Origin of the sequence: Cognatundibacterium aquatile (genome assembly GCF_014699135.1) — a bacterium.
Classification (GTDB): domain Bacteria; phylum Pseudomonadota; class Gammaproteobacteria; order Burkholderiales; family Burkholderiaceae_D; genus Undibacterium; species Undibacterium aquatile.
Genome location: NZ_JACOFT010000004.1, coordinates 211,140 through 231,500 on the forward strand (window position 1 = coordinate 211,140; position 20,361 = coordinate 231,500).

Annotated in this window: 17 protein-coding genes and 1 riboswitch; of the genes, 6 read left to right on the forward strand and 11 right to left on the reverse strand. The window is 50.3% G+C overall.

All coding sequences use genetic code 11. The annotated features are described in order from the left end of the window. The first annotated feature begins 3 nt into the window (after positions 1 to 3). Entirely contained in the window at positions 4 to 1,893 is a 1,890-nt protein-coding gene (locus H8K26_RS12625) for a glycoside hydrolase family 28 protein (protein WP_190479949.1), read from the forward strand. Between the two features lie 85 nt (positions 1,894 to 1,978). Here H8K26_RS12625 and H8K26_RS12630 read toward each other — a convergent pair whose 3' ends face one another. The 8 genes from H8K26_RS12630 to H8K26_RS12665 all read right to left on the reverse strand — a co-directional run bounded on the left by H8K26_RS12630 (position 1,979) and on the right by H8K26_RS12665 (position 13,632). Next, on the reverse strand, positions 1,979 to 3,586 hold the full coding sequence (locus H8K26_RS12630) for a methyl-accepting chemotaxis protein (RefSeq protein WP_190479951.1): 1,608 nt from the start codon (positions 3,584 to 3,586) through the stop codon (positions 1,979 to 1,981). A 149-nt stretch (positions 3,587 to 3,735) separates the two neighbouring features. Then, positions 3,736 to 5,883, reverse strand: coding sequence for a glycoside hydrolase family 28 protein (locus H8K26_RS12635; RefSeq protein ID WP_190479953.1), 2,148 nt, complete (start codon positions 5,881 to 5,883; stop codon positions 3,736 to 3,738). 24 nt (positions 5,884 to 5,907) lie between these two features. After that, a complete protein-coding gene (locus tag H8K26_RS12640) occupies positions 5,908 to 7,161 on the reverse strand; it encodes a porin (RefSeq protein ID WP_190479955.1) in 1,254 nt (417 codons plus the stop codon). A 424-nt stretch (positions 7,162 to 7,585) separates the two neighbouring features. Continuing rightward, positions 7,586 to 8,479, reverse strand: a complete 894-nt coding sequence (locus tag H8K26_RS12645; protein ID WP_190479956.1) for an SMP-30/gluconolactonase/LRE family protein — start codon at positions 8,477 to 8,479, stop codon at positions 7,586 to 7,588. A gap of 15 nt (positions 8,480 to 8,494) precedes the next feature. After that, the gene (locus H8K26_RS12650; protein ID WP_190479958.1) at positions 8,495 to 9,853 is read right to left on the reverse strand and encodes an MFS transporter; all 1,359 of its coding nucleotides are present in this window, start codon (positions 9,851 to 9,853) and stop codon (positions 8,495 to 8,497) included. Between the two features lie 103 nt (positions 9,854 to 9,956). Then, positions 9,957 to 11,531, reverse strand: coding sequence for an aldehyde dehydrogenase (NADP(+)) (locus H8K26_RS12655; RefSeq protein WP_190479960.1), 1,575 nt, complete (start codon positions 11,529 to 11,531; stop codon positions 9,957 to 9,959). A gap of 89 nt (positions 11,532 to 11,620) precedes the next feature. After that, complete coding sequence (gene kdgD / locus H8K26_RS12660; protein WP_186885168.1) at positions 11,621 to 12,532, reverse strand: 5-dehydro-4-deoxyglucarate dehydratase; 912 nt, start codon at positions 12,530 to 12,532, stop codon at positions 11,621 to 11,623. A gap of 350 nt (positions 12,533 to 12,882) precedes the next feature. Beyond that, positions 12,883 to 13,632: a FadR/GntR family transcriptional regulator gene (locus H8K26_RS12665; protein WP_190479962.1), complete on the reverse strand. Its 750-nt coding sequence runs from the start codon at positions 13,630 to 13,632 to the stop codon at positions 12,883 to 12,885. A gap of 129 nt (positions 13,633 to 13,761) precedes the next feature. Here H8K26_RS12665 and H8K26_RS12670 point away from each other — a divergent pair, with 129 nt between their 5' ends. Further along, entirely contained in the window at positions 13,762 to 14,607 is an 846-nt protein-coding gene (locus tag H8K26_RS12670) for a D-hexose-6-phosphate mutarotase (protein WP_190479964.1), read from the forward strand. Between the two features lie 141 nt (positions 14,608 to 14,748). Here the strand turns inward: H8K26_RS12670 and H8K26_RS12675 are convergent, their stop codons facing one another. From H8K26_RS12675 to glyA, 3 genes are all read right to left on the reverse strand, one after another. After that, entirely contained in the window at positions 14,749 to 15,495 is a 747-nt protein-coding gene (locus H8K26_RS12675) for a sulfite exporter TauE/SafE family protein (RefSeq protein ID WP_223827009.1), read from the reverse strand. Positions 15,496 to 15,509: 14 nt separating this feature from the next. Next, positions 15,510 to 15,983, reverse strand: a complete 474-nt coding sequence (gene nrdR, locus H8K26_RS12680) for a transcriptional regulator NrdR (protein ID WP_190479969.1) — start codon at positions 15,981 to 15,983, stop codon at positions 15,510 to 15,512. A gap of 92 nt (positions 15,984 to 16,075) precedes the next feature. Beyond that, entirely contained in the window at positions 16,076 to 17,326 is a 1,251-nt protein-coding gene (glyA, locus tag H8K26_RS12685; RefSeq protein WP_186885173.1) for a serine hydroxymethyltransferase, read from the reverse strand. Between the two features lie 145 nt (positions 17,327 to 17,471). After that, a riboswitch (ZMP/ZTP riboswitch) is annotated at positions 17,472 to 17,605 on the reverse strand. A gap of 233 nt (positions 17,606 to 17,838) precedes the next feature. Between glyA and H8K26_RS12690 the strand changes: the two genes are divergently transcribed. The 4 genes from H8K26_RS12690 (at position 17,839) to H8K26_RS12705 (ending at position 20,358) form a co-directional block, all read left to right on the forward strand. Further along, the gene (locus tag H8K26_RS12690; RefSeq protein WP_186885174.1) at positions 17,839 to 18,591 is read left to right on the forward strand and encodes an SDR family NAD(P)-dependent oxidoreductase; all 753 of its coding nucleotides are present in this window, start codon (positions 17,839 to 17,841) and stop codon (positions 18,589 to 18,591) included. A gap of 139 nt (positions 18,592 to 18,730) precedes the next feature. After that, positions 18,731 to 19,129, forward strand: coding sequence for a tol-pal system-associated acyl-CoA thioesterase (gene ybgC, locus H8K26_RS12695; RefSeq protein WP_190479971.1), 399 nt, complete (start codon positions 18,731 to 18,733; stop codon positions 19,127 to 19,129). Between the two features lie 76 nt (positions 19,130 to 19,205). Then, positions 19,206 to 19,898, forward strand: coding sequence for a protein TolQ (gene tolQ / locus H8K26_RS12700; RefSeq protein WP_190479973.1), 693 nt, complete (start codon positions 19,206 to 19,208; stop codon positions 19,896 to 19,898). Between the two features lie 16 nt (positions 19,899 to 19,914). Then, complete coding sequence (locus H8K26_RS12705) at positions 19,915 to 20,358, forward strand: biopolymer transporter ExbD (RefSeq protein WP_186885176.1); 444 nt, start codon at positions 19,915 to 19,917, stop codon at positions 20,356 to 20,358. Positions 20,359 to 20,361: the final 3 nt, after the last annotated feature.

Here is a 20,361-nt window from a genome sequence, read left to right on the forward strand (position 1 = left end):
GACATGACCTTGAAGACATCATCGGAATCCCTTGCTGACCAGAAGTATCAGGGGCGACGCCGCTTACTGAAGCAACTCGCGGCAATCGGTATCGGTAGCAGTATGCCTTGGGCGGCGGCCAGTGCGGCACAGCGACAAACGCCAGCCGATCCATGGAAAAGAGCCACAGAAATTATTATGAAGCTGAGTGTTCCATTCCATTTTCGCGAAGCGGATTATCCGATCACACGATACGGTGCAAAAACATGTGAGCTGCAAAAAGTACAGGCATGGAGTTCGTTTGAGGATCAGGGTGTGTTACAGACTCCAGCGGCATCGTCTTTTGACTGTTATTCAGCAATTCGTAATGCGATAGAAACTTGTCACCGTGAAGGCGGCGGCCGCGTGCTGATTCCTGCAGGTGACTGGTTTTGTGCCGGGCCTATCGTCTTATTATCGAATGTTAAGGTTCACTTGCAGGCCGGAGCACATGTTTATTTCAGTCATCAGCCCGAAGACTATGCGAAATACGGCGACGTTGATTGCGGAAAAAACGGTAAGTTAAGTATTTCACGCTGGCAGAGCAATGACTGTCTGAACTATTCGCCAATGATCTATGCGATAGGACAAGAAAATATTGCATTGACGGGTGAAGACTGGACTGCGGTATTAGACGGGCAGGGTGGCGTGCCATTTAATGAATTCGGCGATTGCTGGTGGACCTGGAAAGGCAAGCTGAAAACGCTGAATGCAGTTGCACAGAGTTCAGTGCCGAATTATCGCCCCGGTAAGCCATCCGAAAATGCGGTGAATCCACTCAACGCTAAAACTTTAAAAGAAGTAGCGCCGCAGATCAGCCCGGAACTGCAGGCGCTGATACAAGGCAACGACGATAAATGGCGTGCTGACGCCAGCTATCTGCCTGCATTGTCAGAGGCTGGTGTTCCTTTACCTCAGCGTGTATTTGGTAAAGGACATTTCCTGCGTCCGCCAATGATACAGTTTATCGGTTGTCGCAAAGTATTGATGGAGGGGTATGAGGTCAGGAACACGCCATTCTGGCAGCATCATCCGGTGAATTGTCAGCATGTCGTGATTCGCCGTGTTCATGCAAAAAGTCACGGACCTAACAGTGATGGTTTTGATCCGGAAGCATGTGACCATGTTCTGGTGGATGGCTGTACTTTTGATTCCGGTGACGACTGTATTGCGATTAAGGCGGGGAAAAATCTGGATACACAATATGGACCGTCGCGCCATATTGTGATTCAGAATTGTACGATGCAGAGTGGGCATGGCGCCGTCACGCTTGGCAGTGAAATGGCGGGCGGCATCGAGCATGTTTATGCGCAGAATTTATTGTTTGAAAACGTACACTGGCAAACCAATCCCTTAAATACAGCGATTCGTCTGAAGACGAATCTGAATAGGGGCGGATATCTGAAACACTTCTATGTGCGTAATATCAAGATTCCAAATGGCGTGCAGACATCGCCATCGTTTTATACATCCTTACCGGGCTCACCTATTGCATCGAAGACGGTTGCCACGGCCGCCGGTGCGATAGTCACTTTTGACTGCGATTACACGCCAGTCAGCGATAACGTGAGGATACGCCCACCTGTGGTTGAGGATGTGCATATTTCCAATGTCCGGGTGGAGAACGTGAAGACGGCAAAAGGTGAGTATTCCTGTTACCAGTCGATCGTTATTCTGGGGCCGGTTGCCTCCGACTATAACGGTAGTGCGCCGATGCCGGAAGTGTTTCCTGTGCGCGATGTGACGATTACTGATTGTGATTTTGGTACGCCAGCAGCGGGCACACAGGCAATGTATCTGTATAACGTCAAAGGATTGAAGTTGCGTAATGTGAAGATTGGTAAAGAAGTGATCACGCGCGAGTATTCTGCGTAAAAAAAAGCACATCTGGTTATTTCCCGGATGCGCTTTTAAGAATGGTAGCGGCATTTGTTTTGCCGCTATTTTTTTTGTTGTTGGCTTAACGGCGGATGGCTTTCAAGTTCATCGCTTCTTTTGCCGGGTGTATCGTCTTGATTTTTCGGATATCAGCGACTTCGTCATCCTTGAGTTTAAACACTCTGACCAGTCCTGCCATATCCGCCGCCTGCAATTGCATACTGTCGGCTGCCGCGGCAGCTTGTTCCACCAGTGCTGCATTTTGTTGTGTCACACTGTCCATCTGACGAATCGCTTCAGTAATTTGTATGATGCCGGTGTGCTGTTCTTCACTGGCCATCGTGATATCGCGCATGATAGAGGCAACTTTTTCGATACCGCCGACAATTTGCGTCATCGAGTTCCCTGCCTCTTGTGCCAGTTGGTTACCGCTAAGCATATGAGATTGTGAGGCGTCAATCAAACTCTTGATTTCTTTTGCGGCTGAAGCCGAGCGTTGCGCGAGATTTCGTACTTCCGCTGCCACCACCGCAAAGCCACGTCCTTGTTCACCGGCGCGTGCTGCTTCAACCGCTGCATTCAACGCCAGAATATTCGTTTGAAATGAAATGCCGTCAATCAGACTGACAATATCCACCACCGCTTTTGATGATTGATTGATCGCATCCATAGTTGTCAGCATGTCCTTCATGACCGCGCCGCCACGATTCGCCAGCATCGTTGCATCGATTGTCAGCTGATTCGCATTTCTGGCATTTTCGGTATTTTTTCTGACGGTGCTTTCCAGCTCATGTATCGTCGCCGATGTTTCTTCCAGTGCGCTGGCCTGTTCTTCCGTGCGCGACGATAAATCGAGGTTGCCTGCAGCAATTTCAGAAGATGCGGTGGCAATGTTTTCGGAGCTTTGACGTATGCTGCGCACGGTTGTCGCTAACTGTTCCTGCATGGCGACGATGGCACCAAGCAGGCTGCCAGATTGATTTTTTTCCAGAGCGACGTCGACAGACAGATCATTATTTGCGATCTGACGTGTGATATTGGCGGCATAAGCTGGCTCTCCACCAAGGATGGCGCTGATGGAACGGATGATGCGCCAGCCTGAACCGATCAGAATAATCAGCGCGATGACAAAAATGATCGTTTGTGTGGTCGCTGATTGCCAATAGGTTTGGTTAATATCATCGCTGAAAAAACCGGTTCCTATCCACCAGTTCCATGGTGTGAATTCAACCAGTCCATTTAATTTCGGAGCCAGGCTGCCATCTGGTCGTTGCGATTTCATGCTGACCAGCGCGATGTGGGATTTCGCCAGCTCCTCGCGATAAGCGCTTGCATCGGGGCGACCATCCATGGTCTGCCCTTGAGAAATCGTACCAACTTTCTTGGTGTCTGGATGTACCAGATTCAAGCCATCCGGTTGCCTGACCCAATAATAACTGCTGCCGTAGCGGAGTTGCGTCAGCGCGGCTTTTGCTTGCTTTTGTGCTTCATCTTGCGTCAGTGTGCCATTCAGTTGCAAGCCATGATAATGCTTGACGAGGTTTTCACCCATTGCCAGCATGGTCTCGATTTGCATTTCTCTGTCATGCATCAGGGCAGAATATAGCGTACTGAGACTGCTGGCACCGATGGCGGCGATAGCGACAATGGCGGCACCCACCAACATTAATAAACGCGTGGAGATTTTCATATGGGATATCCCTCAAAAAAGTTGGATAGACTGCAAGCATGGCAATGCTGAAAAACGACAAAGGCTGACGCATGCATCGTGTGATGCTGGCGTCAGCCCGATTTATGGCTGCACCGCTTGCCTGCGGGCTGCCTGTAGTACTAGTGGGTTTATTTGTCCCATCCTGAACCGAAAATGTTCGATTGGCCTATGGCTGGGAAGTCGACAAAAGCCTTGCTGCAATCGAGCACCAGATCACCGTCAACCGCCCATGTCGCAACACCATTGACTGTGACGCGATTGTCTGTTGATGCCACGATAGGCAGATTCACACCTTTGATCGAGAGTTGCGCATCAGACATCGTCATACGCATTGCTGATGGTGTATCTGCAACGACGTTGTTCATGCTCATCACCAATGGGAAAGCTGGCAGATTAAAGCCACCAGTGTTCGCCTGGAAGCCCTGCAGTTTAATTGCAGAGTCGCCCAGAATGCGTACATTTTCAAGACGGATGTCATGGAAATTCGGCACTTTAGGACCCGTTGCTGGAAGGCCTTTTGTACTGTAATAAGTAGTGAACAACAGTGCATTGTCGGCGTCTTTAATACAGATGTTTTTGTAATTAATATTGCTGACTTCACCGCCGCGTGCGTAATCGGATTTGATGCGCAGACCTTCTTCAGAATGCTGGAAGGAATTGTCATACACTTCGACATTTTTTACGCCTGCATTTGTTTCACTGCCGATGGAAATGCCATGACCCCAGTAAATGTGGTTATGTGCAATGACCGCACCGGATTTACGGTCGCTGCGGACATCACGGCTACCATCAACAGCTGCCAGATTGCTGCCGGCTGGGCTTGGGTTAGACGATCCTTTGATTGCAACGTCGTCGTCACCTGTACTGACATAGTTGTAGACGAAGACGAAGTTTTTCAGGTAGCCATCAAATGCATGCTTTGCACTGGATGTCGTTGATTTTCCTGTTGTCAATGCGACGATCGTCGGACTGGTTGCTGCACCCGGATCAAAGGCATCTGTATTTTTAACATTGTCTTTGGTATAGGTGTCGCCCGTGTACAAAGGATTGCCGTTACCTGCCGGATTGGCAAATGCCGCCAGCGATGGTGTCTGTACTTTCACACCCCATACAGTAAAGCCGTCAATACCACTTGGAACAACGTGGAAGTTAGCGCTGTTATTGAGTGTGATGCGATACAGGGTCAGATTTTTCGCATAGTTGAACACCATCATACGGAAGTTCGATTGCGAACCTGTACCAGTTGTGCCGTTTTGTACCATATTGCCGAGATACGCCAGATCCCACCATGTCATATTACGGGCTGTGGTTTTCGAGTTGACCGTCGTGCCACCGTTGTCACACGCTGTGCCATCCGCCGCCTGTGTACCTTTTGCATAGTTCGCATAGGTATTGGAGCAGCTCATATCGACCTTCATGATCGGATACAGTTTGTCTGTTGTGACGATCTCTGCATAAGCACGGCTATCAATTGAGCCATCACCGACGACGGCAGAGTTGATCAGATTATTACCATTGATCAACGCAAGACAATTGCTGGAGCTACCGGCTTTGCTTGAGCTGACCGCTGTATTACCGCAGTAAGGGCCTGCCACATTTGGTGCGTAAGCTTTGACGTCACGTGTTGCATACAACGTGGCTCCTTTATCGATCCACAATGTCACGCCAGACGGCAATGTCAATGGGCCTGAAATGAAGCCATTACCCGGGCCTTTACTGTTGACGACCAGTCGTACTGCAAATTTACTGCCGCGATATTGTGGTTTAGCCAGTTCCTCACCGCTGATACCGGCGATGTTTTTATTGGGAACAGCCGCTGCCGTTTGTTGCGCTACCGCGGCGGCATCAGCCGCAGCAATCGCCGCACCGACTTCTTTGTCCACGGCAGCGCCGCAGGCATCGAGTGCACTCTGAATCCGCGCCTGGTCGGGATTAGCGACTGCAGGATCAACCGCAACACCAACACCGGTTTTGGATGGATCTGCTTCTGGCGGCAACGAACCATCAGGACGGCGCACCAGATTGTTGCTCGCTTCCAGAGTCGCGCAAACCTGGGCATCCGTTGGCAATTGTGGTTCTGCCGGTAAGTCTGGATCAAAGGTCGTCGTGCCTACTTTAAAGACCGCGCCCGGTGTGTAGCTGACTGCGGTTGCTGCGTTATCGCTGCCACCGCCACCACCGCATGCTGTCAGAAGGAGAGCTGAAGTGAGTGCCGATAACAGTGCCGTCGTTTTACAGACGCGGCCAGATGTTGTTTCTTGATTTAATTTTTTCATTATTGAGTCTCCGGAAGTGATTTATCAGAAGCGCGCTAACAAACCAACACCGATTGCACGTGGGCTGTTGCCTGGTGCAAAGAAGGCAGTACTGGTTCCCAGATTGTTACTGCGCAGTGAAGACTGACCTAAATTAGTGCTGGATTGAGCGTTATTGTTGATACGCGTCAGATAGATGTATGGCGTCAGGAATTTATTGAGCTTGTAGGTCGCTGCTAAAGACAGTTGTTTGGATTGGAAATCATCCTCAGCAAAACTGTTGATGCCTTTGAGGCCGTTTAATTTTCCGTATCCGAACAGGAACGATGCGTCACCGTAATCTTGCGCCAGCGTCAGAATGACTGCATCTTGCTTCAGCGTTTTGTCGCGGTTGCCAGTGTAGATTGAGCCGACCGATGGATTGATAAATTGAGAGTTGCCAAGACTGCTGCGTTCATAGCCAAAGCCAACCGTCGTTTTTGTTGGCAGTGTGTAGCTGATGACGGCTTTTGCGTAAGATGTGCTGAGTCCTTCCTGTGCATTCAGAATCACACCGTAGCCGCGTTGCAGCATCATGGAATCGATACCAGTATTGTTCTGACGATCATAAGCAACGCCGATCGCCAGTCCTTCATATTGGTATTTCAGCGCTAAGGAATAACGGCTGCGATCACTGCGGCTGGCGCGTGCTTCATCGAAACCATACGATACACCAGCCTGAAAGCCAAACAATTCCGGGGATAAATAATGTGCGGAATTTTTCATACGTGATTCACCACGGCTGAAAATGCTGTCCTGATTACCAGTCAGTTGGGCGGAGGTGTTGTTGAACACGTCCACACCATGTACTGTCATACCCATGTTACCGCCCAATGCGCTGCCGGAGCCAACCAGACTGCGATAGACAGAGTCACTGTTACCGATCACAAAACGACCGAATTTTTCACTTTGTAAGCCAACGAAGGTATTGCGCGATTCGAGTGTGGCGGTTTGTCCGTTATCGTTGGTTCCTGCTTGTTCAAAGTTGTTCAGACCGCCTTCAATTTGCCAGATACCTTTGATGTCGCTGTTGACTTCAACGTTGCCTGTGAAACCGATGCGCGAGTTACCATCAGAAATACGACCACGACGCTCGTACGGTGTGGCACCACCTTTGGCTTCAACCGACTCAATTTGTCCGTTGATAAAACCATAAATACTGACGAAGTTATTGATTTCCGTCGCAAATGCAGTAGGCGCGGTGCAGGCAATTGCCAGCGCTGCCGCCAGAGTGTTTCGTGTTAGTACAACTTTTTGCATCTTGTTCTCCAGGTGATTACACAAAGTAGGTAAAGTGAATTGATTCGGGTTCGTCAGAACAGATTTGTTGTCTTATTGCGGAAGTGCAGGCGCAGTTGCGCAGCTGATCAGCGGAGGGAAGCCAAGCGTGTTTGAAAATACAACGGACTTTACGGAGCAATACAGCGATGGATCGAATCTGTATTTCCCGGAAAAAGGAGGGATGTAGAATTCAGAGTTACGACATCGGACAACTATTTGCAATAAAGATAACTAAATCTGGTATTCTTGGCTAAACTTTCAAATTTCTAATTAAATGTAGTAAAAAGATAATGTTTTTATGTGAAATAATGTAATATTCGTTGTATGTTATCGTATCTCATGCTTTTTGGAAACTTTAGTTTTGTATCCGAGGAGCTGAAATATCTGTCAGGTTTGGCGGTAGTTAAAACTGAAAACCTGTTTCAGCAATTCCTTGCGCTCCCAGTTTTAGCAGGATAGTTTTTCCCGCCCACTCATCGTTTTGACCCGGCGTCGGGTTGATCGAAGTCACCAGCATCCATTCATAATTCGGACCGCCAAAGCTGCACATCGCCGGTTTTTTCATCGGTAATGCAATCTGTCGATCAACTATGCCTTGCGGTGTGAAACGCAAAATAGCGCTGCCATCGTTGGCGCAAATCCAGTAGCAACCATCAGTATCGACCGCCGCACCGTCGGGGCGCCCCGGCAATTCTTTCATATCCGCAAAGAGACGCCGGTTTGACGGTGTTCCGCTATCAGTATCGTAATCAAATGCCCAGACGAGCTGACTTTGCGGGTGAGAATCTGACAAATACATTGTTCTGCCATCAGGCGACCATGCCAGGCCATTTTGCGTCAGTAATCCAGCTATGACGGGCGCAGACAAGCCGTCGTGGCTGGTGTAGCGATACAGATTGCCGATATTTCTGGCGGCAGCCATGTCCATCCACATGGTGCCGCTCCAGTAACGTCCCTGACGATCACATCTGCCATCGTTAAAGCGTAATCCTGGTTGCGCTTCCGGCAGCGCGACCAGCCGCGTTTCCAATGCATGTATTTCAGCATTCAGTGATAAACGGAATAACCCGGTTTCCATGCCAGCGATCAGATCACCTTGCGCTGAGAACGCAATATTGGCCACCATTTCTGATGTGTTCCAGTAACGGCTCTGCTGCTTGCTGGTGTCGTATTTCCAGACACGTTTCTGGGGGATATCAACCCAGAACCAGGACTGCTGGCTTTCGCACCAGAGCGGGCTTTCGCCTACCACGCAGGATTCGTTGCCGATAACTTCAAGGTTTGCAAATGCTTGCATGTCAATACTCCGGCGTTACAGGTCAGTGATGTCTTTGTGTGCAGGGACTAAGGCTTTCATCACAGCCCACGCCAGCAGATAGGCGACCGCACAGAATGAAAACATGATGGTGTAGCCTGTCTGTATGTGTCCGGCCGCTTTGTAGTAATCAAATAACCAGCCGCCTGATTTTGAAATCAACACACCGCCCAGACCGCCAGCCATGCCGCCGATACCGACCACTGATGCCACGGCTTTTTTCGGGAACATATCAGAAACAGTGGTGAAGATATTGGCTGACCATGCCTGATGCGCAGAAGCACCTATCCCTATCAGTAATACCGGCACCCAGGAGCTGATATAGCCGAATGGTTGTGCCAGCAATACGACGAGCGGAAATACGGCGATCAGCAACATCGCTCGCATCCGGCCTGTGTACGGAGCCATGCCTTGCTTCATGAAATAGCTTGGTAACCAGCCGCCACCAATACTGCCTACCATCGTCATGCTATACAGTACTGCAAGAGGAATGACGATTTCTGTCTTTTGCATTTTGTACTGGACTTCCAGATATTTGGGTAGCCAGAACAGGAAAAACCACCACACGCCATCCGTCATGAATTTACCGAAGACGAATGCCCATGTCTGGCGATAGCTTAACAACTTCAGCCAGGAAGTTTTTTCAGTCGTGACCGCATCACTGACCGGCGCATCATGTTGCTGGATGTAGTCCAGTTCTGCTTTACTGAGTCGTTTTTGTTTCTCAGGTTTGTCATACAGAATTTCCCAGGCAACCATCCATGCAAAGCCGATTGCGCCGATGACGATGAAGGCTGTTTGCCAGCCGAATTTTTCGGCAATCCAGGGTACGGTCAGCGGCGCCAGAATCGCACCGATATTCGCGCCGGAATTAAAAATACCGGTTGCGAATGAGCGTTCATGTTTGGGGAAATATTCAGCGGTCGCTTTGATTGCAGCGGGAAAATTACCTGCTTCACCGAAGGCGAGAACTGCGCGTGACAACATGAAGCCGGCAACCGACACTGGCACGATTGCTAAGCCAAGCGTTGCCAGTAAGTTTGATGTCGCTTCACCGGCGGGAATGGCGTAAGCATGCAATATCGCGCCAATTGACCAGATCGCGATTGCCAGCGTATAGGCTGCTTTTGTGCCGATTTTATCAATCAGGCGGCCTGCAAAAAGCATGGAAATCGCATAGACGAACTGAAATACAGCGGTGATATTGGCGTAGTCAGTATTTGACCAGCCGAACTCTTTTGATAAATCCGGTGCCAGCAGGCTGAGCACCTGACGATCCAGATAATTCACTGTTGTCGCAAAAAACAGCAGTGCGCAAATAGTCCATCGGTATTTGCCGATTTGATTAGAACTCATCTGAGTGTCTCCTTGTTACTGTATGTCTACGCACATCTGTTTCGTGTGCTTGGTATACCGCAAACTCCCCTAGGCAGCGTTGCAGCAAAGGGGAGCGATCATATTAATTTTTCAGGCTGCCGTCGACCATTCTTGTGAGCTTCCAAGGATTTTCATCACTTAATGCCGGAGGCAAGAGATCAGATGGAATCGCTTGATAGCAGACCGGGCGCAGGAAGCGATCAATTGCCGTGGCACCGACAGACGTACTGCGACTGTTCGATGTTGAAGGGAATGGGCCGCCATGCACCATGGCGTGTGCGACTTCGACACCGGTCGGGAAACCATTAAACAGGATACGGCCGGCTTTCTTTTCCAGACTCGTTAATAATGTACGGGCTGCGACATGATCGTCTGGTGCCGTATGTACGGTTGCAGTTAACTGGCCTTCCAGTTCTTTTGTGACGGCCAGCATTTGCGGCAAATCGTCACACAGGATGACCACGGAAGATGGGCCAAATACTTCTTCCTGCAATGCCGGGGTCTGCAGAAAATCGCCGGCGTCGCACACCGATAACATCGCTTGCGCGGCATTTGGAGTGGCTGCTGGCTGACCTTTGGCTGCGATCTGCACGTTTTTCAATTCAGTAATTTTCGCGCAGCCGCTCTGATATGCACCGTGAATACCGGGCGTCAGCATGGTTGTCGCTGGTTTGCTTTCGAGTGCCAGTTTTGCCGCTGCGATAAACTCTTCTGCTGCCGCAGATTTTTGCATCAGCACCAGCCCTGGGTTAGTGCAGAATTGGCCTGCGCCCATCACCAGTGAATCGATAAACTGACTCGCCAGTGCGCTGGCTTTTTCTTCCAATACAGCAGGTAACAGATACACAGGATTGATGCTGCTCATCTCTGCATAGACTGGAATAGGCTCTTTGCGTTCGTTGGCTGTTTTCACTAATGCGAGGCCGCCACTACGCGAGCCGGTAAAACCGACCGCCTGAATGACAGGATGCGCAACCAGTTTTTGCCCGACTGCCGCACCCGCGCCAATCAGCATGGAGAACACGCCTTCCGGCATTTGTGAGCTGATCGCTGCTTGCTGGATTGCTGAGCCTACGAGTTCTGATGTGCCCAGATGCGCATTATGTGCTTTTACGATGACCGGGCAACCGGCAGCCAGTGCTGACGCTGTGTCACCACCGGCAACGGAGAAGGCTAAGGGGAAATTACTGGCGCCAAAGACTGCAACTGGGCCCAATGCGATTTTCTGCATACGCAGGTCTGGGCGTGGCGGTGTCCGTTCTGGCAATGCCGAGTCCAGCGTTGCTTGCAGGTAGTGACCATCACGCAAAACTTTTGCAAACAGCTTCAACTGATTCACGGTGCGACCACGTTCACCTTCCAGTCGTGCGACTGGCAGACCAGTTTCGGTATGCGCTCTTTCAATCAGCGTTGAACCCAACGCCAGAATGCGATCGGCGATTGCCTCCAGAAATGCAGCGCGTTGTTCCAGCGATGTCAGGCGATAGGCGTCAAATGCTTGTTCAGCCAATTCGCATGCCCGGTTGACCTCAGCTTCTGAGGCGTAACTGAACAATGGTTCCAATTGTTCGTTGGTGGCTGGGTTGATTGCACGGGTGCCGCCAGATTGGCCCTTGATGCGCTGACGTCCTATCAGCATTTGTCCTGAAATTTCCATCTTTATTTCTCCGGTGCAGGTGGTCGTTTACCGCAATAACCACCTGAAATCGTTACGTTGACAATACGGATGATCTTAACGATCGCCGTTTATTGCGCGCCTTGTTTGAGTATCAGTTCGCGCAACATTTCATCTTCGGCTGCCGTCAGGTCAGTCAGTGGTGCGCGGACTGGGCCTGCGCTGTGACCGACCAGACGCGCACCTGCTTTAACGATACTGACTGCATAACCTGATTTACGGTTACGGATATCCAGATAAGGCAGGAAGAATTCGTCGATCAGACGATTGGTTGTCGCGTGATCATCTTTGGCGACAGCATGGTAGAAGTCCATCGCCAGTTTCGGTACAAAGTTAAAGACGGCAGAAGAATACACCGGCACGCCCAATGCTTTATAGGCGGCTGCATAAACTTCGGCTGTTGGCAAACCGCCCAGATAGGTCAGGCGATCACCAAGACGGCGCCAGATAGAAACCATCAGTTCGATATCGCCGATACCGTCTTTGAAACCAATCAGGTTAGGGCAGCGTGCCGCCAGAATTTCAAGCGAGTTCGCCGTCAAGCGGCAGATGCCACGGTTGTACACCACGACACCGAAGCTGACCGATTTGCATACCTCTTCAATATGCGCAATCAGGCCATCCTGGCTGGCTTCTGTGAGGTAATGTGGCAACAACAAAATGCCGTCAGCACCCAGACGTTCTGCTTCTTGTGCGTAAGCGATAGCAACGCGGGTAGGGCCACCGGCACCTGCCAGAATAGGTACTTTGCCACGGCATGTATCAACCGCGACCTTAATGATGCTGCTGTATTCGGATGAAGTCAGTGAGAAAAATTCGCCAGTACCACCAGCGGCAAATAATGCACTCGCGCCATAAGGAGCCAGCCAGTCCAGACGATCCGCATAGGTTTTTGCGTTGAAGTCGCCATTGGCGTCAAAGTCTGTCAGCGGAAAAGACAGAAGGCCGGAAGAGAGGATTTTTTTCAGTTCTTGTGGGTGCATGATGTCTCCAAAAGTAAGCGTCTGGTGATCGGTTTCACCAGAATCATTAAGGTAAATAAAAGTCTGGAAATTTAAATTCAAAAATACATGTACGACATCGTACAACTGATTTTATGTTGATGCAACACTGAATATTCATAAATTCAATTCAGCTGTTGGTCAGGTGGTTTGTCAGGTGGTTTTTTTGAGGGGGCAGGTGCAGTGCTAGGTCAGAGCGCAGAATATCGAAGTTTTATCGTCAGCGTGACTGATTGGCCGTGCGCAAAGATACGACCAGCATAGGTCGGTCACTTTGACCGGTCTTTATTGTTGGTGCATGGCAGACCGGCGTTTTTTGTATTGCGAAGGATTTACTGCTGATCAGTCTCAAACTTCTGTTGCGCGAGGCGCAAACGTTCGCGGCTATTGCTGAGGTGAGTGCGCATAGCGGCGCGGGCAGCTTCCGAGTCTTTGCGTAAGATCGCATCGTGTATATCTTCATGCTCGCGATTGACTCGTTCCAGATAACTGTTGCTGGCTTCATCGCTCAGCGCTGCGGAGTCCAGACGCGCACGTGGAATCAGTGTGCTGCCGAGGTCAGAAAGAATATCGACGAAATAGCGGTTGCCGGTTGCTTGCGCAATCAACTGGTGAAAACGCATATCTGCGTTCACGGATTCTGTATCCCGTTGTACATGTCCCAGAATATCTTTTAATGCCAGACTGAGTTCCGCCATTTGCGCGTCGGTACGCCGTAATGCTGCCAGCCATGCCGCTTCGGTTTCAAGGCTGATACGCAACTCCAGAATGTCGAGAACGTCACGCACCGTAACGATGGCTTCTTTATGCAGGCTCAGCGGATTACTCGGCGGTTCCTGAATGAAGGTGCCGATACCATGACGTGTCTGTACTAAGCCTCCGGCCTGTAAGTGGGAAATTGCTTCCCGGACCACAGTGCGGCTGACCTCGTATAATTCCATGATGGCGGATTCGGTCGGTAATTTATCCCCAGGTTTCAAGGCGCCGCTACGAATTTTTTCGGTGATATTTTCCGCCAGACTTTGCGAGAGGCTCTTATGTTTTCTTCTGGTGTTATTGGGAAATAAGGCTGATTTTTCCATCGCAGTATCTATTCGCCGTAGAGATGATTTTGGCGCGATTGTATAGGAAAACGTCTGTTAAATGTTATACGATGTCGTATAAATGGCGACGTTGTAAGTGAATTGATCAAAATTAATCAAAATTAATCGATGATGAACAACAATAAAAAAACAAATGCAGACTGGATAGCGTTGCATACCAAAAATCATGCGCGATGCAATATCCGTGTTCAAGGCGCACATATCGCCTCCTGGTCACCGGCAGGTCGCGACGAACAGTTATTTATGAGTCGTCTTTCTTCTCCAGATCAGAGTCAGCCTTTGCGTGGTGGCATTCCTGTCATCTTTCCTCAGTTTGCTGACTTGGGGCCGTTGCCCAAGCATGGATTTGCCCGCACGGCAATTTGGCGGCTTGAGGATGTGCAGCAGAACGACGATACGGCAAGCGCGACACTGGTGCTGACGGATACCCCTGAAAGTATGCAGTTTTGGCCGCATTCATTTACTGCAACGATACGCATCACCTTAACCGACCAGGCCTTACAGGTCGATTGGCAAGTGCGGAATGAGGGCGTGCAAACAATGTCGTTTCAGGTTGCGTTGCATACCTATTTCCGCGTCGCAGAAGGGAAATTTGCGACGATACTGGGACTGGCAAATAGCCCCAGTTACAACAAACTTACACAGGAAAAGGCAGCGGCAAGCGGAATGGATCAATTGATTGTGAAAAATGCGATCGACAGTATTTATGCGCAAACACCAGATCATCTGATTTTACAGACCGGTCTTGGCGAGCTCCGAATTGACAAGCATGGTTTTCCCGATACGGTCGTATGGACTCCCTGGGATGAGGGCGCGCGGCAAATTGCGGATCTCGCAGATGATGAAGGGCGTGCGTTCATCTGTGTGGAGGCAGCTTGTGTAAATGTTCCCATTACTCTATCACCGCAACAAAACTGGAACGCTAGTATGAAGCTGGGATGCTCAGAAGAATGAACCTGCGGTGAGGAACCGCATTACTTAGATGACCCGTACCCGAATTGGGACACAGTACACAGCAAAACAATGGTGCAAAGAGATGTCAGACACAGAATGTGGAGCATGCCATTACTCTCGCGACCTAAGCACGGCATAAACTTACGCCATCAATCCATCCCACAATAGTTTGACGCCGGAAAGCCCGAGCGCTGCGGTTGCGAACAGATAAAACGGACGTTCCGGGATGCGCTGTAAAAGACGCATGCCTATCCACACGCCCACTGGTACCAGCGGCAGCAGTAAGGCGGACATCGTCAGCGTGTCGATGCTGAACAGGCCGAGCGCGATGTAAAAAGGCAGTTTCGCCAGGTTGATGACGGAAAAGAAAAAGACCGTGGTTGCGACGAAGGTTTCACGCGGCTGCCGCCAAGACAGCAGATAGATCATCACCGGTGGCCCGCCGGCATGCGCCAGTGTGCTGGTAAAGCCAGCACCAATGCCGCTGAGCCAGCCAAAAATACGTGATGGACGCTGTTCTGTCGTTGCCTGGCCGCGATGACGTAATAGCCGGTCGAGGGTGAAACCGACGGCGATCAGTCCTATCAGTCCTTTCACCAGTTGGTCGGACATGACACCAAAGGCCAGCGTTCCCAACACAATGCCGACGATGGCGCCCGGTATCAGCACTTTCAGATCACGCCAGTCGGCTTTGCCGCTCCAGGCGCGGATGCCGACCATATCCATCGCGATCAGGATAGGCAGCATCACTGCTGCTGCGTTACGCGGTGAAATCCACAGCGAAAGAAAGGGAACGGCCAGGCCGCCCAATGCACCACCCAGCCCTGATTTAGAAATCCCGGTAATCAGAACCGCAAAGGCGGCAACCAGCCAGCCGGCGGTGTTCATGTGCTCCATGTTGCTTATTTATTTTTTGAAGGTTTGTTGTCGACATTCACTTCTTGTATCGCCTCGGCGAATTCAGAGATGTCTTTAAAACTTTTGTAGACCGAAGCAAAACGGATGTAGGCGATTTTGTCGAGACGTTTTAATTCGTGCATGACCAGTTCGCCCAGATGGACGGACATGATTTCCCGTTCGCCGCTGGAGAGCAATTTTTCTTCTATGCGTTGAATGGCGCTGTCGATCGCTTCGGCAGACACAGGGCGTTTGCGCAGCGCAAGCATGAAGCTGGCGCGCAGTTTATTCGATTCATATTCAGTGCGGCTGCCATTTTTCTTGACGATGACAGGCATCACCAGTTCCACCCGCTCATACGTGGTGAAGCGCTTATCACAATCTGCGCAGCGACGGCGACGACGGATAACATTGCCTTCTTCGGAAACACGCGTATCGATGACCTGAGTATCAATATGATGGCAGTAAGGACATTTCATGAATAGAGCCGTAGTGGGTGAGTTTGTCTGTCAGACAGCGACAATTAAAAAAACGCCACTCGGCTGAGTGGCGTTTTGATGACGACCAGAAATTACTTCGCGTACACAGGGAAAGCGCTGGTCAGTTTTTTCACTTCTGCTTTGACGCGTTCTATGGTTGCCGCATCGTTAGGATTATCCAGCACGTCAGCAATCAGATGACCGACTTTGATTGCTTCTGCTTCTTTGAAACCACGGGTGGTAAATGCCGGGCTGCCCAGACGGATACCAGAAGTGACCATCGGTTTTTGCGGATCGTTAGGGATACCGTTTTTGTTGCAAGTCATGTGTGCGGAACCGAGGATTGCTTCCGCTTCTTTGCCTGTCAGACCTTTAGGACGCAGATCCACCAGCATCACATGAGATTCAGTGTGGCCGGAAACGATGCGCAGACCGCGTTCTGTCAGTGTCTGCGCCAGAGCCGCCGCATTTTTGATGACTTGTTGCTGATATTCTTTGAATTCCGGAGACAGCGCTTCTTTGAATGCCACTGCTTTACCGGCGATCACATGCATCAGCGGGCCGCCCTGAATACCAGGGAAAATCGATGAGTTAATTTTCTTAGCGATCGCTTCGTCATTGCTCAGTATGATACCGCCGCGTGGGCCGCGCAGGCTCTTATGCGTGGTGGAAGTGACGACGTCAGCAAACGGCACTGGATTCGGATACACGCCCGCTGCGATCAGGCCGGCATAATGCGCCATATCGACCATAAAATACGCGCCGACTTCTTTGGCGATTTTGCCGAAACGTTCAAAATCAATACGCAGTGCAAATGCAGATGCACCGGCGATGATCAGTTTTGGTTTGGTTTCGCGTGCCAGTTTTTCCATTGCATCGTAGTCGATGTCTTCCTGTGCGTTCAGGCCATAAGACACAACATTGAACCATTTGCCCGACATATTCAGCGGCATACCGTGCGTCAGATGACCGCCTTCAGCGAGGCTCATGCCCATGATGGTGTCGCCCGGATTCAATAGCGCAAAAAACACGCCCTGATTCGCTTGCGAGCCTGAGTTTGGCTGTACGTTCGCAAAGTTAGCGCCGAACAACTGCTTCAGGCGATCAATCGCCAGTTGTTCGACCACATCAACGTGTTCGCAGCCGCCGTAGTAACGTTTGCCTGGATAGCCTTCGGCATATTTGTTGGTCAGTTGCGAGCCTTGTGCTTCCATGACGGCAGGGGAAGTGTAGTTTTCAGAAGCGATCAGCTCAATGTGATCTTCCTGACGCTGGTTTTCTAATTGTATCGTCGCGAACAATTCGGGATCGATATTGGCGAGAGTATGGTTTTTTGCAAACATGGTTTTCCTGACTATCGTGAGAGTGAGTTAAATAAGTGAATTCAACAAGCGCATTAAACTGGTTAAGTAAACGAGATTGGTGATTGACTTCAATGAGGTGTCAGTCTGACGCGGACGAAGAGAGGCAGCCTCACTACTTTTACCATCAGGCTACCCAGGCGCACGGCTGGGATCACGGAACACAGTAACCCCGACATCTCACGCTTCCCGATGGATCTCCATCTTTTGCAGCCGCCCTGATCGGGATCAGCCACAATTTCGCCAGTCACGTGAGACAAAATGGTGCTGAGATTTTACGTGATGCGCTTTGAATGGGCAAGCCACTCATCAGCACATGATAGATATGGTTATTTTGCTAAAAAATAACTGCTTTCGTTTTAGTCGCAGTCTGTCTGCCCTAACCTGTATCGCAAAAGCCCTTAGAATAGATATCTGACAGATATTTGTTTCCGGCTACGACAAACACGGCAAACAAGCGCATTTTTTTATTCAACGGCATAAAGGATTTCAGCATGATCGTATTAATTACAGGTGCAAGCTCAGGTTTCGGCGAAGAAATGGCGCGTAAATTTGTACGCGAAGGTCATCAGGTCATCGCTGCCGCCCGTCGGCTCGAACGTTTGTCTGCTTTGCACGCAGAGCTGGGCGACAAGTTATTGCCGGTTACGATGGATGTGACGCAAAAGTCTTCGATACTGCAGGCGTTGGCAGATTTGCCTGCGGACTGGAAGAAAATCGATGTGCTGATCAATAATGCCGGTCTGGCATTGGGAACCGAACCCGCCCATCTGGCCTCGCAGGAAGAGTGGGAAACCATGATAGACACCAACACCAAAGGTCTGGTGACCGTGACGCGGGCAGTTTTGCCTGACATGGTGGCGCGTAACAGCGGCATGATTATCAATATCGGCTCGATTGCTGGCTCAACCGCTTATCCGGGCGGCAATGTGTATGGCGCGACGAAGGCCTTTGTCGATCAGTTCACCAAGAATCTGCGGGCAGATATGGCTGGTACTGGCGTGCGCACGACGAATATTGCACCAGGCTTATGTGGTGGAACTGAGTTTTCAAATGTGCGTTTCCGTGGCAACGACGATGCTGCCGCGAAAGTCTATGAAGGCACGGTGCCATTGACTTCGGTCGATATCGCTGAAACCGCCTACTGGATTGCGACTTTACCCGCGCATGTCAACATCAACTATATCGAGATGATGCCGACCTGCCAGGGTTTCGGGCCGCTGAACATCAAACGAAACGTCGTTTGAGCGGATTTTTGCTGAAATAATACTGGGGGGAGTATATTTAAAAGCCCTTTGTTTATGCTGACATTAAGGCGAAACAGGCAGATACTCCCCCTGTTTATGAAAAACACCTAGTTAAAAAAGCGAAAATCAGCTGCTCATCATGAATAATTTCAACTGGAATGTGCGTGTGTATTACGAAGACACGGACGCTGGCGGCATCGTCTTTTATGCGAATTACCTGAAGTTCTTTGAACGCGCCCGCACCGAATGGCTGCGCGCCACCGGCATCCATCAGCAGGAAATGACGCAGGTGCATCAGGTAATGTTTGTCGTCAAAGCAAGCACAGTCGAGTATCATGCACCCGCCAGACTCGACGATGAACTCCGTATCACCGCCGTGGTCGAAAAGCTTGGACGGGCGTCGATCGTGTTTGCACAAGAAGCCTGGTGCGGCGAGCGCCTGCTGGCCAGCGGCAAGATTAAAGTCGGCTGCGTCGGTACGGAAAGCTTGCGCCCGGCAGTGATCCCGGATGTTATTGTGGAAAAAATTTCTGCCTGATGTCGTCGGCGTTTGCCTGATGATCAGAATGTCCTTTTTACCCTTTGTTATTTGTTGTTCTCAACTCTGATTCAATATGAACGTTACTCAAGACCTTTCTTTTCTCAGCCTGATCAGCAATGCCTCTGTTCTGGTGAAACTGGTGATGCTGATCCTGCTCGGCGTGTCTCTCACCAGCTGGACTTATATCTTCAGCAAAATGTTTGCGATTAAAAAGGCGCGCGCGCAGACCGAAGTATTTGAACGGAATTTCTGGTCCGGTGGCAACCTGGTCGAGCTGTATCAGGATGCCACCAGCAACCGTCGCGGTCGCGATAAAACCGGTTCGATGGAACGTATTTTTGAAGCCGGTATGAGCGAATACCATAAAGTCAAAAACGCGAATAAAGCCTCGCTCGATGCCAGCGCGATGCTCGATGGTGCCCGCCGTGCGATGCGCGCCGCGTATCAGCGTGAAATGGATATGCTGGAAGCGCATTTATCTTTCCTTGCTTCGGTCGGTTCAGTGTCGCCTTACATCGGTTTGTTCGGTACCGTCTGGGGGATTATGAATTCCTTCCGTGGTCTGGCGAATGTGCAGCAAGCGACGCTGGCTGCGGTGGCGCCGGGTATTGCAGAGGCGCTGATTGCAACTGCGATTGGTTTGTTTGCCGCGATTCCTGCGGTGCTGGCGTACAACCATTATTCGCATGACATTGATCGTCTGGCGATTCGTTTTGAAACTTTTATTGAAGAGTTCTCGAATATTCTTCAGCGTCAGTCACGCTAATGCAAAGTGAGTCAGCATGAGTTATCTGCGTGGCGAACGTAAACGCAAATTCAAGGCCGAAATTAACGTTGTTCCCTACATCGACGTGATGCTGGTATTGCTGGTGATTTTCATGGTGTGCGCACCGATGACCAATCCCAGCGTGATCAATTTGCCGACGGCCGGTCAATCGACACAGCCGCCGTCAGAATATATTGAAGTTACGTTGCGACCGAATGAGCTTGCAACCATCAGCGTCAATAGCAAAAATGGCAGCAACGGCAATAATCGTCAGGAAAGCAAAGAAGAGGCGAAAAATCGCCAACAGTTGATGTCGAAGTTGCGCGAATATCACGAAGCAAAACCCGATCTGTCGGTGCTGGTTTCTGCGGATAAAGGCATTATTTATGACGACGTGGTGCAGGTGATTTCTGAAGCCAAAAAACTGGGTATCAACCGCGTTGGGCTGGCAACAAAATAAATC